This window comes from Rhodococcus sp. NKCM2511, from assembly GCF_014905595.1.
GTDB lineage: Bacteria > Actinomycetota > Actinomycetes > Mycobacteriales > Mycobacteriaceae > Rhodococcoides > Rhodococcoides fascians.
Genome location: NZ_BNHJ02000001.1, coordinates 1,423,977 through 1,439,069 on the forward strand (window position 1 = coordinate 1,423,977; position 15,093 = coordinate 1,439,069).

The 15,093-nt window shown below is 64.6% G+C and carries 15 protein-coding genes; 4 read left to right on the forward strand and 11 right to left on the reverse strand.

Annotated features, from left to right (window positions below; genetic code table 11):
* Nucleotides 1–8 precede the first annotated feature (8 nt).
* Complete coding sequence (locus JLZ96_RS06405; protein WP_201009678.1) at nt 9–2,291, forward strand: CoA transferase; 2,283 nt, start codon at nt 9–11, stop codon at nt 2,289–2,291.
* Nucleotides 2,288–3,064, forward strand: a complete 777-nt coding sequence (locus tag JLZ96_RS06410) for an enoyl-CoA hydratase/isomerase family protein (protein ID WP_094693255.1) — start codon at nt 2,288–2,290, stop codon at nt 3,062–3,064. Before JLZ96_RS06405 ends, JLZ96_RS06410 begins: the two co-directional genes overlap by 4 nt.
* Nucleotides 3,065–3,072: 8 nt before the next feature.
* Here JLZ96_RS06410 and JLZ96_RS06415 read toward each other — a convergent pair whose 3' ends face one another.
* From JLZ96_RS06415 to JLZ96_RS06450, 8 genes are read right to left on the reverse strand one after another with little or no spacing between them, the layout of a single operon-like run.
* Nucleotides 3,073–3,843: an IclR family transcriptional regulator gene (locus JLZ96_RS06415; RefSeq protein ID WP_201009679.1), complete on the reverse strand. Its 771-nt coding sequence runs from the start codon at nt 3,841–3,843 to the stop codon at nt 3,073–3,075.
* Entirely contained in the window at nt 3,827–5,146 is a 1,320-nt protein-coding gene (locus JLZ96_RS06420) for a M20 family metallopeptidase (RefSeq protein WP_176458037.1), read from the reverse strand. The genes JLZ96_RS06415 and JLZ96_RS06420 overlap by 17 nt, the downstream gene beginning before the upstream one ends.
* Before the next feature lie 5 nt (nt 5,147–5,151).
* A complete protein-coding gene (locus tag JLZ96_RS06425) occupies nt 5,152–6,138 on the reverse strand; it encodes an alcohol dehydrogenase catalytic domain-containing protein (protein ID WP_228139169.1) in 987 nt (328 codons plus the stop codon).
* On the reverse strand, nt 6,135–7,010 hold the full coding sequence (locus JLZ96_RS06430; protein ID WP_032385612.1) for an alpha/beta fold hydrolase: 876 nt from the start codon (nt 7,008–7,010) through the stop codon (nt 6,135–6,137). The genes JLZ96_RS06425 and JLZ96_RS06430 overlap by 4 nt, the downstream gene beginning before the upstream one ends.
* A gap of 30 nt (nt 7,011–7,040) precedes the next feature.
* On the reverse strand, nt 7,041–7,184 hold the full coding sequence (locus JLZ96_RS06435; protein WP_155288885.1) for a hypothetical protein: 144 nt from the start codon (nt 7,182–7,184) through the stop codon (nt 7,041–7,043).
* 22 nt (nt 7,185–7,206) lie between these two features.
* Entirely contained in the window at nt 7,207–8,103 is an 897-nt protein-coding gene (locus JLZ96_RS06440) for an alpha/beta fold hydrolase (protein WP_048319519.1), read from the reverse strand.
* A complete protein-coding gene (locus JLZ96_RS06445) occupies nt 8,100–9,053 on the reverse strand; it encodes a catechol 1,2-dioxygenase (protein WP_032385613.1) in 954 nt (317 codons plus the stop codon). The genes JLZ96_RS06440 and JLZ96_RS06445 overlap by 4 nt, the downstream gene beginning before the upstream one ends.
* 42 nt (nt 9,054–9,095) lie before the next feature.
* Entirely contained in the window at nt 9,096–10,364 is a 1,269-nt protein-coding gene (locus tag JLZ96_RS06450; RefSeq protein WP_080731842.1) for a Rieske 2Fe-2S domain-containing protein, read from the reverse strand.
* 255 nt (nt 10,365–10,619) lie between these two features.
* Between JLZ96_RS06450 and JLZ96_RS06455 the strand changes: the two genes are divergently transcribed.
* Entirely contained in the window at nt 10,620–11,615 is a 996-nt protein-coding gene (locus JLZ96_RS06455) for an NAD(P)/FAD-dependent oxidoreductase (protein WP_032385614.1), read from the forward strand.
* Nucleotides 11,616–11,658: 43 nt separating this feature from the next.
* Nucleotides 11,659–11,994: a ferredoxin family protein gene (locus tag JLZ96_RS06460; protein WP_032385615.1), complete on the forward strand. Its 336-nt coding sequence runs from the start codon at nt 11,659–11,661 to the stop codon at nt 11,992–11,994.
* Between the two features lie 4 nt (nt 11,995–11,998).
* Here the strand turns inward: JLZ96_RS06460 and JLZ96_RS06465 are convergent, their stop codons facing one another.
* The 3 genes from JLZ96_RS06465 to JLZ96_RS24930 form a co-directional block, all read right to left on the reverse strand.
* A complete protein-coding gene (locus JLZ96_RS06465; protein WP_201009680.1) occupies nt 11,999–12,574 on the reverse strand; it encodes a TetR/AcrR family transcriptional regulator in 576 nt (191 codons plus the stop codon).
* Between the two features lie 35 nt (nt 12,575–12,609).
* Nucleotides 12,610–14,133, reverse strand: coding sequence for an aldehyde dehydrogenase (locus JLZ96_RS06470; protein WP_057473821.1), 1,524 nt, complete (start codon nt 14,131–14,133; stop codon nt 12,610–12,612).
* An 80-nt stretch (nt 14,134–14,213) separates the two neighbouring features.
* Nucleotides 14,214–15,020, reverse strand: coding sequence for a 2-keto-4-pentenoate hydratase (locus tag JLZ96_RS24930; protein WP_236254071.1), 807 nt, complete (start codon nt 15,018–15,020; stop codon nt 14,214–14,216).
* Between the last annotated feature and the right edge of the window lie 73 nt (nt 15,021–15,093).

Genomic DNA, 15,093 nt, shown 5'->3' on the forward strand with positions numbered 1-15,093 from the left:
GCTTTCACTTGTCCGTTCCTGCGATTCGCGTACTGGACCTCACCGACCGGCTCGGATACCAGGCCGCGCGTGTGTTCGTCGGCCTCGGTGCCGACGTGGTACGGGTAGCCCTCCACGATAGTTCGGATTCGGCGGCAGACCGACTGCACTGGCACGCCGGGAAGAAGGTCCTTCGACATTCGGGGACCGTCTCGGACACCACGTTGATCGAACTGATCGCCCAGGCCGACGTGGTGCTCGAGTCCGGCCCCGCACCCAGGCTTCGCACCCTTGCTCTGCGCGAGGGTAGGCCGTCGCTGTGGGACGCGGTCGTGCACACGGTGATCACCCCGTTCGGCAATTCGGGCCCACGCCGAGAGTGGCTCGGCGACGACACCGTGATCACCGCAGCAGGCGGGATGGCGTGGCTCTGCGGAGATGCCGGACAGGCCCCCGAGCCACCGCCACGCGAGCAGGGAACTCAACTCGCCGGCACCCACGGTGCCATCGGCGCATTGCTCGCCCTCATTGCACGACGTCGAACGAACGCAGGACAATTGGTCGAGATCTCTGCGCAGGAGGCCGTCGCGGCCACCCTCGAGATCGGTGCCATCTCGTGGATCCACGGCGGGACGATTCCCGGGCGCACCTCGGGCATCTACGGTCACGTCGCCCACCGAGTGTTCCGGGCATCCGACGGGTTCCTCGCCGGCGGTTATTCCGGATCCCCCCGTATGTGGACGGACCTTCTTGCCTGGATGGTCGAAGAGGGCGAGGCCGAGGACCTGGCGGACGACCGCTGGCAGGACAACGAGATTCGGTGGCGCGAGCGAGCACATGTGGATGCAGTGGTGTCCCGCTTCACCGGTCGACGCTCGGCCGGACCGTTCGCCGAGGAGGCCCGTCGTCGAGCATTGCCCTGGGCCGAGGTGGCGAACGGACCTGCGCTGCTCGACAATCCGCAGCTACTGGATCGACAGTTCTTCGTCCACAGTGGAAGCAAGGGCAGCTACCGGGACGTCGGCTTCGGCTGGGAGTCACCCGCGCTACCGAGACCCGTCCGCCTCGCCGAGCCTCGCGATGTCACGGCAGCCGAAGCCTGGGCCGTTCCGCGACCGAACCCGCGCGACGACGCGGCCGAGGTACGTCGCGACGAGCGCGCGCCGGCCGACGGGGCGAGCACCACAGGCGCACTGAACGGAGTCCGCGTTCTCGATCTGACCTGGGTTCTGGCCGGCCCGTACGTCACCAAGACATTCGCCGAACACGGCGCCGACATTCTCAAGGTGGAGTCGTACCACCGAAAGGACCCCACCCGCTTCTCGCCGGGGATGAAACTGCGCCCCGACGCCGGATTCGACGACGGTGGCTACTTCCTCAACTTCAACCGCAACAAGAGAAGCGTTGCGTTGAATCTGAAAACCGAAGCCGGCCAGGATCTCTTGCGTCGCCTTGCCGCGGATGTCGACGTCGTCGTGGAAAATTTCAGCCCGGGCGTCCTGGCGCGATGGGGGCTCGACTACGAACAACTTCGCAAGATCAACCCCGGCGTCGTGTTGGTGTCCATGGCCGGGACCGGCCAGACGGGACCGTGGCGCGATGCCGTGACCTTCGCCGACACCCTCGCGGCCATGTCCGGACTGACAGCGGAGACAGCACGGGCCGATCGCGATCCACAGGGGCTGACGTTCGGACTCGGCGACATGGTCGCTGCGAATTCGGCTGTCATCGGCGCACTCGAACTGCTCTATCGCGGTGAAGGTGGCCACGTCGACCTGTCGCAGCTCGAAGCAATGGCCTCGAATTTGGGCACCGCGGCTCTCGAAAGTCAAGTGGCAGGCAATGTTCCGACCGATTCGGCACGAATCCTGAAGAGTCTCGGTGACGATCGATGGATAGCGGTCGGGAGTTGCACTTCCGACGCGCTGAACGACGCGCTCACGTCGATCGGGACGGCCGTCGAGCATGATCCATGGGAAACGCTGACGCAGACGGCCGCGACGACGGACGCCGACGTGCTCGCGGAGCGCCTGCAGCGCCAGGGAATCGCCGCATATCCCGTCCGCGACGGACGAGACCTGGTGGACACGGACCCACAGCTGCGCGCCCGCAATTTCTACCCCACCCTCGAACACCCACTGGCGGGATCCGTTGCGCACGAGGGTCTCGTCGCCCACCTGTCCGCTACCCCGGGCGGATTACGCACAGCAGCACCACTTCTGGGCCAACACACCGACGACATCCTCGTCGAACAGCTGGGTCTGACTCCGGACGAGCTGGTCGACCTGCACAACGAAGGAGTTCTTTCATGAGTACCGAACCGACCGGCCACCGCTACGAGCGCGACGGCGACATCGTCACCGTGGTGATCGACCACGGGCCGATCAACATCGTCGATCCGGAACTGATCGAATCGATGATCACACATCTTCCCACCGTGCTGGACGACCCGACGGTGCGATGTGTGGTGGTTCGCGGCAAGGACCGAATCTTCGTCGGTGGAGCGAATCTGCGGGTCATGCAACGACTCGATCCCGATACCTATCGGGACATGCGTCGATGGGTGGTGGTGCAACGCTTGCTCGAACTGGCTCCCAAACCGGTGATCGCAGCGCTGAACGGCCATGCACTCGGTGGAGGTGCCGAACTGTCGCTGGCCTGCGACCTGCGAATCCTGCACGCAAAGGCCATGTTCGGATTTCCGGAGACAGATCTCGGGATCTTTCCCGGTGCCGGTGGATCGCAACGGCTGCCCCGTTTGGTCGGCGCACATCGGGCCAAACGATTCATCATCGACGCCACCAAGTTCACGGCGGAGCAAGCTCTACGAGAAGGCTTGGTCGACGTGGTCGCCGGTGACGATTTCGAGGACGTTGTTGCCCGCGAAGCACGTCGACTCGCCGACCGTCCCACCGCCACGATCGGTTTGGTGAAGTCCGTGATCGATCGCGGCCTGCACCTGCCCATCGACGAGGCCATGGCGGTCGAGGAGCAACACGTCATGGCCAACCTCGAGCTACGCGACGCCGCCGAGGGCATCGGATCGTTCCTCGACAAGCGTGCTGCGCAGTTCGAGGGTCGGTGAGCTAGAGGTCAGTTGACCACGCCGGTAGCAGAGACGCTCTCGCTCAGCGACTTCACCAGCGTGGCCAGCTGCGGCAGGTCCGATCGGGCGGCCGACGCAGTCAACGACACCGCCGCCAACAGCAGGCCGGTGGGCCCGAAGATGGGCGCAGCGACCGAGCAGTAGCCTGCGGTCATCTCTTCCCGTTCGGAGGCGTACCCGTCGGCCCTCGCTCGGCGAAGTTGCTCGGCCAACATGCCGGGTAGCACGATCGTCGCCGGGGTCACCCGCTCCAGCGGGCCCCTGGCGAGCAGATCGTTGAACAGCTTCGGCTGCCCGAACGCGAGCAGCACCTTCCCGGTGGCCGTCGAGTGCAGCGGAAGCCGACCCGCGATCCGTGACGGGCGGGCGGAAGCGGGGCCGCCGGCGACCTTTTCGAGGTACAGAACTTCGTGGCCGTCGAGCACCGCCAAATGCACTGTCTCGTGGGTCCGGTGATGCAGGGTCTCCATGAACGGTCGGACGGCGTCACGCAGAACACGTAATCTCGGGACGCGGCTCCCCAACTCGAAAGCCCGCATGCCGAGGCGATATTCGAGACCGGACCGCTCGAGCATTCCCCATTCGAGGAGTTCCCGGCTGAGCCTGTGTACCGATGCTTTCGATATCTGGGTGCGCTGCGCCAATTCGGTCAACGTGAGGCTGTCGTCGTCGAGTCGAAACGCTTCGAGAATCAACCGCGTTTTGCCCAGCACCGAGTTCGCGACGCTGGGTGCGGCGCAGTCATCCTGCTCGGGCACTGTCGTCTTTCGAGGGCAGGAGGAACACGGTACGGATCAGAATTTCTGCCAACCGCTGCATCTCTCGGACGTCCACCAGGTTCATGCCACGCGTGAAGTCGATGCTCGAGCCATCGGGAACGGCAGCCACTTTCGGCATTCCGACCCGAGCCGTGGGCACACCGCGCATGCGAAGAATGTTCGCGTCGGTGGCACCGCTGTTGTCCATGATGATCTGGTGCGGTGAACCGGAGACCGTCTCGAAGGCGTCGACCGCCGCCAGAATCACCGGTGACTCGGGGGGCGTGTGGGTCGCCGGAATGGCCGCCACCGCTCGTGCCGACACCTCCACGCCGAGCTGCTCGCTCACCCCGGCCAGCATGGCGCGAACTTCGCGCAGCACCGTGGCCGGCGTCTGTCGGGTCGTCAGCCTCAGATCGAGCCGAAGCGTCACTGCCGCAGGGGTCGACGCCGCGAGCCGGCGAAGGCCGCCGCTGATCGACGAGACAATCCCCTGGGGCGTCATCGTCGAATATCGATGGCGCTGTGCGTATTCCTCGAGCCAGTCTTCCAGGGCGACGGCCACGCGGCCGGCCGACGCAACTGCGTTGCTGTACGGAATGCGGTGGCGACTGCCGACATAAGTGTGTCCACCGTGTACGGTCACGTCGATCCACACGAGCCCGACCTCCTCGTGCAGCACCGTCCAACCGGGCTTGGCGATGACGGCGAAGTCGGTGGTGTACCCACGTTCGAGCATGAACCCCGCGCCGACACCGTGACCGGTGTTCGTGCGGTCCGGCGCACCGACTCCCGACACCGCGAAACTCGGCATGCCGCCGGCTCCGAAGCCGCCCACGACGTCACCGGGCGGAGTGACGCCGGCTGCGTGCAACGCATGCAGTACAGCCAGCACCACTGCGCCGTGGCCCTTGGGATTACCGGCTCCGAGTCCCTCGACGATGTCGCCCGAGACCACCGACCGCGGTGCGAGATCCGGCCGCCACGACACGGCCGCGCCGGGGATGTCCAGCGCGGGATCACCGGTGGTGAACGTGTCGATCGGGGCGTAGAGCAGAAGGGACGGTCCGTCGCCGCCGGGGATGGTCGCGACGGCATTCGCCTGGCTCGAGTCGATGCGCTGGACCTCGGCGTCGACCCCGGCCGAGGCCAGATCCGACGTGATCCACTCGGCCAGCGGTGCTTCCCCGCCGGTGGGGCTGGGAATGTCCACCATTGCCCGAACGGCAGCGAGCAGTCGTTCTCGCGTGAGATGTGCGAGAACGCGCTCGATGGCCTCGTCGGCGGAGTCCCTTCTGCTCACGGTCGTCACTGGGGAATGACCACCGCTCGTCCACGGACCTTTCCCGCGCCGAGCTTGTCGAGCGCAATCCCGGTCTCGTCCAACGAGAAACTCTCGTAGTCGAGCGTCAGATCTCCTGCAGCCAACAGTGCAGCGAGTTCGGGAACCGTGGCACGCGCGGACTCCTCGCGCCGAATCATGTTGACCGGCAACAGTGCAACGTCGTCGAGCAGCCAGTTCGACAGCCCGATCGACACGTCGTTGCCGGTGACGTATCCGATCGATACCGCGCGGCCGCCGGGGCGCACCCAACGGGATCTGACGATGAGATTCGACCCGCCCAGTGTGTCCACCAGCAGGGTGGCCGCGCGCTGCTCGGCGAGTACGGCGAACTGCTCGTCGTCACCGGCGACCAATGCGGTGGCACCGTCAGGGACCCGCGACGCCTGCTCGCGGTCGGCTACGAGGGCCGTCACCGTGGCTCCGTACCGCAGGGCCAGCTGGGTGACCATCGAGCCGACGGCACCGGCGGCACCGGCCACGATGACGTGTTCCTCGGCAGCACTGCCGACGTCGGGCAACCACGAACCGAGTCGACCGACGTCGACCAGTGCAGCGCGGGCGGTCGTCGTCGGAACCCAGAATGTCGCTGCGACCTCGGGTGAAAGACCGTGGGGCACCTCGACCAAAGCCTTGTCCTTGACGACGACGTACTCGGCCCACGTTCCGTTCTTGAACAGTCCGAGGCCACCGCCGCGCAGAACGACCTTGGTGCCGGGCTCGAACACGGCGGACTCGACGACGACGCCGCTGCCCTCCACGCCTCCGGTGTACGGCAACGTCGGCTTGATACCGAACTCACCACTGGCGACGGTCACGTCGAGGTGCGCTACCGATGCGGCCTCGACGCGGACGAGTGCCTCGCCCGCTGCCGGCACCGGCACGTCGACGTCTTCGACGACCGGCGCTTCGCCCCACGCGTGCACCCGGGCTGCGCGCATCGTCGCACTCATGCGATCGGGTGCTTCTCGAGGAACGCGAGGCTGGCCGCGTTGTACTCGTCCGCGTGCTCACGCTGGGGCCAGTGGCCGCAGTTCTCGAACAACAGAAGCTCGGATCCGGCGATGTTCTGGTGCATCGCGTGTGCCTCCGGAATGTCGCCGAACGGGTTGTTGCGCCCCCACACGACCAGGGTGGGAACGGTGATCTGAGCGAGGTCCTCGGGTGTGAGGATGTTCCGCAGCCGAGTCTCCATGTTCTGCAGCGACAGGAGATTGTCGATACCTGCGATGAAATCCGGCTGGTGATAGATGGTGTGCCGAACCGAGATCAATTCCTCGCTCGCGTTGGCCGGATCGTGCATCAGTAACTGCATCCGACGGCGCGTCAGCTCCACGTCGTCGGTCTCGACGGCCTTTCGCGTACTCGTGCGAATGCGATCCATGACCTCCGGATTGGCCACTGTTCCACCGGCCGCGATCATCTGCAGCGAAGCGACACGATCGGGGTTGTCGATTGCGGTCCGACCGCCCACCCAACCGCCCAGTGACTCTCCGCCGATGTGCGCCTTGTCGATACCGACGGCATCGAAGTACGCGAGCAAGTGATCCCGGTAGCGCGGAATTTCGTACGGGTAGTCCGGCTTTCCGGTGTACCCGTGGCCGAGCATGTCGATCGCGTGAACGGTGTAGCGCTCCGCGTGCGGCTTGATGTTCTGGACGAACGCTTCCAGGTGCCCGCTGGTGCCGTGCAAGAACACGATGTGCTCGGCACCGTTACCTGCCCGAAGCGATCGGGTGGGGATGCCACCTGCGTCGATGGTGCTGACACTGAAGTCGAGCCCCGCCAGTTCCGTCCAAATTGTTCGTGCGAGTTCCTGCGTCACGTTGGATGCTCCTACTCAGTCGATACTGTGCTATTGATTGATGCGATGTACTTGGGTGTTGACGCGTGCCAACGGGTTCGGGATCAGACGCTGGTGGGTGGCCAGGCGCCCGCTGAAGTAGCGCAGCGCGCCGATCCCGGTACCGATGGCCAGCGGGATGTACAGAATCTTCACGACGGTGTCCTCGTTCGCTCGATCAGGGATGTTGGCTGGCAGTGAAGAATCCGGACACCACCGCGTGGTACGCAGCGGGCCGCTCTTCCTGCAGATGGTGCGAGACGTTGTCCATCACATGCAGATTGCCGCGTTTGATCATGCGCGCGAGCATCATTGGATAGTCGGGCGTGAGGAATGCATCCTCGCGGCCCCAGATGAATAAGGTGGGCGCCTCGATCAGGCCCAATTGCTGTGTCAGGTCCTGCCATTCGCCGCGTGGGCTGTCCGACATCGCAGCGAGTGCCGTTTCCTCGGGATCGAGGCTCTGCTGGTAGCGCATGTCCAGGGTCTCCTCGGGGAGACGATCGGGGTCGCACCATTCCAGGCGGGTGATCAGCGTCCGCATCTTCTCCCGGGTGGGTCCTTCGCCGCCGTAGTAGACGTCCCGTGCGGTCCGTCCCCGATGACCGCGCTCGGGAAGTGGTGCCAGTGGACCGTAGAACACCGGCATACTTCCGGTGATCACCAGTGAGCGAACACGCTCGGGGTGCAGGGCAGCGAAGTTCAGGGCGATCGTTCCACCCCACGAGTTGCAGACGAAGTCGGCTTGCTCGATGCCGAGTGCGTCCATCAGCGCCACCGTCTTGGCCGCATGGAAATCCCACATCGGGCCATCGATCAGGCACTTCTCCGACTGCCCGTACTGCAGGATATCCACCAGCACGCAACGTCGGTCTGCCTCGAAATACGGTGCGACGGGGCCGAAGTCACTCCACGCGGTGCATCCTGGGCCGCCGCCGTGCAGGAAGATCGTGTCCTGCCCGGTGCCGATGTCGTAGTAGTGGTAGGTGGCACCGTCCGCTTCGATGAAGCGGCTTTCCGGGGGTGCCGAAGCGGCGGGCGACTTCCCGACCGCAACCGGTGATGCGACAGTCATGAGTTCTTCTCTCCTGGCAAGGTGTGGGGTTCGATCACTGCCACGCCCATTCCCGTCAACCATTCGGGCATCGGCGAATACGCAAGGGTCTTGCCCGGCGCGAAGCCGAGAGCAGCAGCCATCATCAGCCACGTTCGTAGCTCCTGGCCACCGTTTCCTGCGTTTTCGGCAATCTGCTCGGACGTCCACTGTGTGTATTTCTGCAGATCTCCGTGTTCGAGATCGCGCAGAAACTGTTCGTCGAATTCCGGGAATATGGTCGGCTTCGCTCCGACGATGATTTCCCGTCGCCGCTTGTCGTAGCGTTCCCATTCGCCGCGCCCGTTCAACCAGGCTTCGACCAGGAACTCCTCGTCCTCGCCCTCGGGAGCGGTCCAGTCACTGGGCCACGGCAACTGGTGTGACAGTCCGCCCGAGGCGACGACCACGACGCGGCGGTCACCGAAGCTCTCGATTGCCGCGGCGATATTGCGACCGAGCTCGGCGACACGAGGAAGTGTCGGCAGGGGCGCGGCGAACACGTTGACCACCAACGGCACCACCGGGACGTCGATCCCGTCGAGCAGGTACTGAATTGCGTGGGACTGACCGTGGTCGATCTGCAGGCGTGCCGAAATGGCGACTTCGGTGCCGGCATCGACGAGGTACTGGGCCAACGCACGAGCGAATTCGGGATCGGTCTTCTGCGGGCCCTTCGGTGTTCCGCCGTCACCTGCGGCAACGACCTCGCCGACGCCCATGGTGAAGGACGGGATCATGTCCAGCCAGAACCCCCGGAAGTGATTGGATCCCACCAGAACCACGACATCCGGACGTGCTTCGACGATGCGGTCGCGGGCCGTCGCGAGTCCTTCTCGAAACGCCTCGGCACGGTCGGTGTGAACGACCTTGTCCCAGTGGGTGTTCATCAACGTGGAATGAGATGCCCCGATTCCCAGCACGATTGACATGTTTTGCTCCTTAGGTCGAGCTCGAATCAGAGGGTGAGATCATTACGGGGTCGGTACGTCGATGCCCTGTTCGGCCAACGCATCGATCCGATCCTCTGTCGTGTCCTCGGCGAGCTTGCGCCACTGCAGAAGCGAGTCGTCGGGCCGGTACAGCTTCTCCGGCGGTGCATCGGTCACCTCGACCATCCACTTGTCCTGGCTGGAGAACTGACCGTGGAACAGCCAACGGACCGCTCCGAGGTACTTGAAGTAGAAGGGAATGGTCTTGAGCCCCTTCTGGAAATCCGCCATCACTCCCACGTAGAGGTGGTTGTCCTCGTCCACCGGTACGTAGAACTCGTAGTGAATGAAGGTGGGGTAGGCGATACGCAGAACACCCGGCATACTCACCGACGCGAAACCCGGGAACTCCTGCGCCGCAATCACCGGGTTCACCTCACGGTGTGAACCGGTGTTGCCGATGTTCGTGGTGGTCTTCGGCGGGTTGCTCTTGAACCACGCCTTCCCGGTCCACTTGCCGAGGCCGGGGAAGTCCGCATCCCAGAACTGTTCCAGCTGAACTCGGTAGATCCAGCGACCGCGCTTGACGATCTTGGTGGTGTTCCACACCGGCATCGCCTTGAACAGCCGCCACAGCGCAGTTCGGTGCAGGTACTTCGCGTGTCCCTCGTCGTACCCGTTCTCGCAGGCGAAGCGCCAGTTGCCTTCTCGCGGCATGATTCGCGATCCGATCACGGCAGCGTTGCTGACGAGTTCCTCGGGCAGCTGCTCGTCGATGGGGTGTGGCTCTTCACCGTCGCCGACGAAAATCCAGACCATTCCCAGTCGTTCCTCGACGTGGTAGGTCGGTTGGGTGACCTTGCCGCAGATCGGCGACTTGGGACCGTCGGTGATGGCGGCCTTGAGGTCTCCGGTCTCGAGATCGAAAGTCCAGCCGTGGTACACGCACGAGATCGTGCCGGGAAACTGCTTGTTGCCGTAGCTCAGCGGCACTCCGCGGTGGGGGCACCGATTGGCCATGCCTCGGACGACACCGCGGTCGCGGATGACGAAGATGTCCTCGCCGAGCAGCTTGACCCGTACGGGACGCTCGCCGACCTTGGACGAGAACACCACCGGGTACCAGTAGCCGCGAAAGCCTGCTCCGGCTGCCTGATACAGGGGCCAACTCGACCAGTCCTGCCTACCGGGCAGGTTGCCGTCCTTCTTCTTCTGGGCCGGCGTCTTCACTCGGTCCGCTTCTTTCGGCGGTGTCGCGACGGTAGGGCGCGATACCGTCGACGCCGCGCGGGGTTCCAGCGTCTCGCTCATATGTGCTCTCCAGGTGCAGTTCACTCGTGTCGTGGGAAGCGATCGACTTCTCGACCGATCGCTCCGAGTCGGCACAGCACATCACTGCGTTGCGGACACCACAATCGAAGCGGTCCGCCTACCGGAATTTGTCCACGCGCCCGGCTTTCTCGGACCGAGAACCCCGCCCGGTTCCGCTCAGCGGTCCAATCCACGTGATGTATCCGACGGCGGCGCCTACTGTCCCTAGGACCCAACGAACTCGAAGGAGACCCGATGACCATTCAGCCCTCGGTCGTCACGACCGACGTCGCCATCGTCGGTGCTGGCCCGACCGGACTCTACGGCGCGTACTACGCCGGCTTTCGCGGGCTGGAGACCGTAGTCATCGACGCTCTCCCCCAGGCAGGAGGGCAGGTGATGGCCCTGTACCCGGAGAAGCAGATTCGCGACGTGGCCGCGCTGCCGTCGATACGGGGTCGTGACTTCGTCGCCAATCTCGTGGAGCAGGCCGGTGCCTTCTCACCGACTTATCTACTCGGCCGTCAGGCCATCGAGCTGACCCACGAGGACGGCCTGCCGGTCCTGACCCTCGACGACGGCACGATCGTTCGTGCCGGTGCCGTCGTGCTGACCGCCGGTATCGGTACCCCGACGCCGCGGGCGATGGAGACCGGTACCGAATGGCTCGGATCCGCACTCTCCTACTTCGTCACCGATCCCACGGTCCATGCCGACCAGGATGTCGTCATCGTCGGTGGCGGTGACTCCGCGCTCGACTGGGCAGATGCACTGGCCTCGATCGCCCGATCGGTCACGTTGGTCCACCGCCGAGCCACGTTCCGAGGTCACGCCGCGACTCTCGAACGCGTGCGTTCGGGCAAGGTCGCCATCCACACGGACACCGAAGTCCTTGCCCTGGTGGGCGATCTGGAAACCGGGTCGTTGTCGAAGGTGGCGCTTCGGGCGAAGAACGGCGAGGAAACCGTCGTCGCGGCCGATCATGTGATCGCCGCTCTCGGCTTCATCAGCAATCTCGGCCCCATCCGCGACTGGAACCTCGAACTGCGAGGCCGTTCCATCGCCGTCGACCGTTCGGGTCGAACCAACCTGCCCCGCGTCTACGCCGCCGGTGACGTGACCGACTACGACGGAAAGGTCAAGCTCATGTCGGTCGGATTCGGTGAAGTCGCGACCGCGATGAATCACGTTGCGGTCGACCTCGACCCCGACCTCGTGCTCTTCCCCGGACATTCGACCGACGGCGCCTGAGCGCCTCACCACACCAGACCTCACCACACCAGGAGGAACCAGCATGTCCTACGTCATCGGAATCAACTGCATCGATCAGCTCGATCGGTCGTGCATCGAAGTGTGCCCCGTCGACTGCATCTACATCGGCGACCGCCGCAGCTACATCAACCCCAACGAGTGCATCGACTGCGGGGCATGCGAAGTGGAGTGCCCGGTGGACGCCGTCTTCGTCGACCGAAAAGCGCGCAAGGATCCCGAGCTCGCAGAATTCGTCGCAGATTCCATCGCCTTCTTCAACGAGCCGTTGCCGGGAAGAAGCGAGCCGATCGGTGATCCGGGCGGATCTCAGAAATTGGGACCGTTGGGCGTCGACACCGAATTCACGGCGAATCACTGAGCGATCAGCTCGCGACCAGACGCCGGAGGACTTCTCGCAGCTGCTCCAGCAGCTGCGAGGTCCTGTCGTCGTCGGAGAAGACCATGTGCTGCATCACCAGTCCGTCCAGTGCCGAGAACACCAGCTCCGAGATGCTGCCGTCGGGGTCGGGCACGCCGGCATTGTCGAGCGTGTGTCGGACCTGAGCCGCATACCGCCGGTACAGTCCACGCACGTTTTCGATCGGTAGATTACCGCGGACCGCCTGAGTGGTCTCGTCGTATTGAAGCAACTGGCGCTTACGCGAATTATTGAGTGTTGGAACGAGATTGGAGGCAAACTCGTCGATCGAGTTCGCCTCCAGCCCGACGTCGTCCGAATCCTGTTCCGCCGCTCGGCGAAACGCTTCGATCAGCAACTGCTCCCGGGTGCCGAAATGGTGCCGGACCAAGCCGTGCGCCATGCTCACCCGGGCAGCCACGGCCCGGTAGGTGACGGCCTGTACACCGGTCTCACCGGCGATATCGATGGCCGCATCCAGCAGTCGATCCCTGGTGGACTGATCGGATTCATGTTCCGTCGAGTCGTCGGCAGCGTTCATCCTCACAGCAAACCACGCTACCGACGACCGCGTCGCTACTGCCCGGCCAATCCCCACAGTGGTGGTCGATCGCCTCCGAGATCGATGTTGACCGACTTGACTGCGGAGTACTCACGGAGCGTCTCGAACGACAACTCACGTCCGAACCCGCTGTCACCTCGGCCGCCCATCGGCATCCCGGGCGGCAGATCGAACCATCGGTTCACCCACACGATTCCCGCGTCCAGGCGATCTGCGAACTGATGCGCGCGGCGCAGGTTCTGTGTCCAGACTCCGGCCGCCAAGCCGTACGGCGATGCGTTCGCGCGAGTGATCGCTTCTTCGTCGGTTCGGTAGCGTTCCGCGACGGTCACCGGACCGAAGACTTCGGTCCGCACGATCGTGGCCTGGCCCTTCGGATCGGCCAGCAGTACCGGACGACGATAGAACCCACCGTGCAAAGAGTCGTCCAGGTCGAGTGGCTCGTCTCCGACGACCACCGAGACACCCTCCGCGCGCGCCCGCTCGACGTGCGCGCTGACCAGTTCGAGTTGACGACCCGACACCAGCGGTCCCATCTCGCTGCTCGGATCCGTCGCGTCGCCCACCTTGATCTTTCGGGCCACCGCAGCGAACCGCTCGACGAATTCGTCGTGAATGTCGTCGTGCAGCAGTAGACGCGAGGCTGCGATGCACGCCTGACCGTTGGCCAGATAGATCCCCATCAGCGCGTCCTGAACCGCGAGTTCGAGGTCCGCATCGGCAGCGACGATCATCGGTCCCTTGCCGCCGAGCTCCATCAAACTCGGCCGCAGTGTGCGCGCTGCGGAACCGAGAATTGCCCGGGCAGTGTCCGGACCACCGGTGAACGTTATCTTGGCGACGTCGGGGTGCGAGACCAGAGCCGCTCCCGTCTCGGGGCCGAGACCGGTGACGATGTTCAGCACACCCGCCGGCAAGAGGTCACCGATCAACCGGGTGAACTCGAGAATGCTCGCAGACGCGTACTCCGAGGGCTTGACGACGACCGTGTTGCCGGCGGCCAGCGCGGGTGCCACCTTGTTGGCGAAGGTGATCAACGGCGAATTCCACGAGATGATCGCCGCGACCACGCCGAGAGGTTCGCGCTTGGTGTAGAGCAGGGTGTCGGGGTTCGACAGCGGAATCTGCTCGCCGTTGAATGCGCGGATGACGCCGGCGTAGAACCTGAAAATTGCCACCACCGTAGGGATGTCGGCAATTCCTGCTTCGCGCACCGGTCGGCCGTTCTCGGTCGCCAACAAGGCACCGAAACGTTCGCCGTCGGCCTCGAAGCGATCCGCGATCGACAGCAGGATTGCTTGTCGCTGATCCTGCGTCGTCCTGCGCCACTGCCCGAAGGCGCGGACGGCCGCCGCCACGGCGGACTCCGCGTCCTCGGCCGTGCCCTGCGGCAGGACCGCCCACGGGCTTCCGACGCTGGGGTCGACCGCTTCGAAGGTGCTACGGGCGCTCACCCAGTCGCCACCGATGAACTGCTGATAGTCCCCGTTGGGGACGAAAGCCGCGCGGGCTGTTTCCGACGAGAGAATGGACGACATTGTTCTCCTTCTGACGTGACACGTTGCGAGTACAACCCGCTTCCGTAGCGCGATACACGGAGAAGGGTTGTCCCGGTTTACTACTGGAAGGAAGCGCTCACCGATCCGAGGCCGGTCAGGGTGGCCGTGACCGACTGTCCTGCTGCGACCGCCCGCATCGGTCCCAAAGCTCCGGACAGAACGACCTGGCCGGCACGCAGCGGCCGACCGAGGTCTGCCGCGGTCTGTGCCAGCCAGACGACGGCTGCGACCGGATCGCCGAGGCAGGCGGCACCGGTGCCCTCGGACACCTGAGTTCCGTCGATCGACATGGTCATCTGCACCTCGGTGAGGTCCAGATCCCCGAGCAACACTTTCCGATCACCGAGTACGTAGGCACCCGCCGACGCATTGTCGGCCACGGTGTCTGCAAAGCTGATGTCCCAGTTGCTGATTCGGCTACCACATACCTCGAGGGCGGCGACCACGTAATCGGTGGCTCGTCTGACGCGATCTGCGTCGAGAGGCCCGTCGGCCAGATCTTCGCGCAATACGAAGGCGATCTCGGCCTCGACCCGCGGCTGTGACACCTGCTCGGCGGGAATGACGGCGTCGGCACCGTAGGCCATGTCGTCGAACAGCATTCCGAAGTCGGGACGGTCGACACCCAATTGCGCCTGAACGGCTTTCGACGTCAAACCGATCTTTCGGCCGACCACGACCGCTCCGGAATCCAGACGCTCGTTGTTGAGAATCTCCTGTACCGCATAGGCCGCCGTCACGTCGTCACGGCCGATCAAGTCGCGGACCGGCTCGCAGGGCTCGCCGCTGTTCGCAGCGTGATTCAGCCGCTCGGCGGCGGCCTCGATGTTGTTCTGGCTCACAGTCACGACGCAAGCTTCGGACACGGGGGCGTCACCGGCAACAACTGCGTCTCGCTCAGCGGTCCTCACCGTCGGTCCGGTGCCGACGAGAACCAGC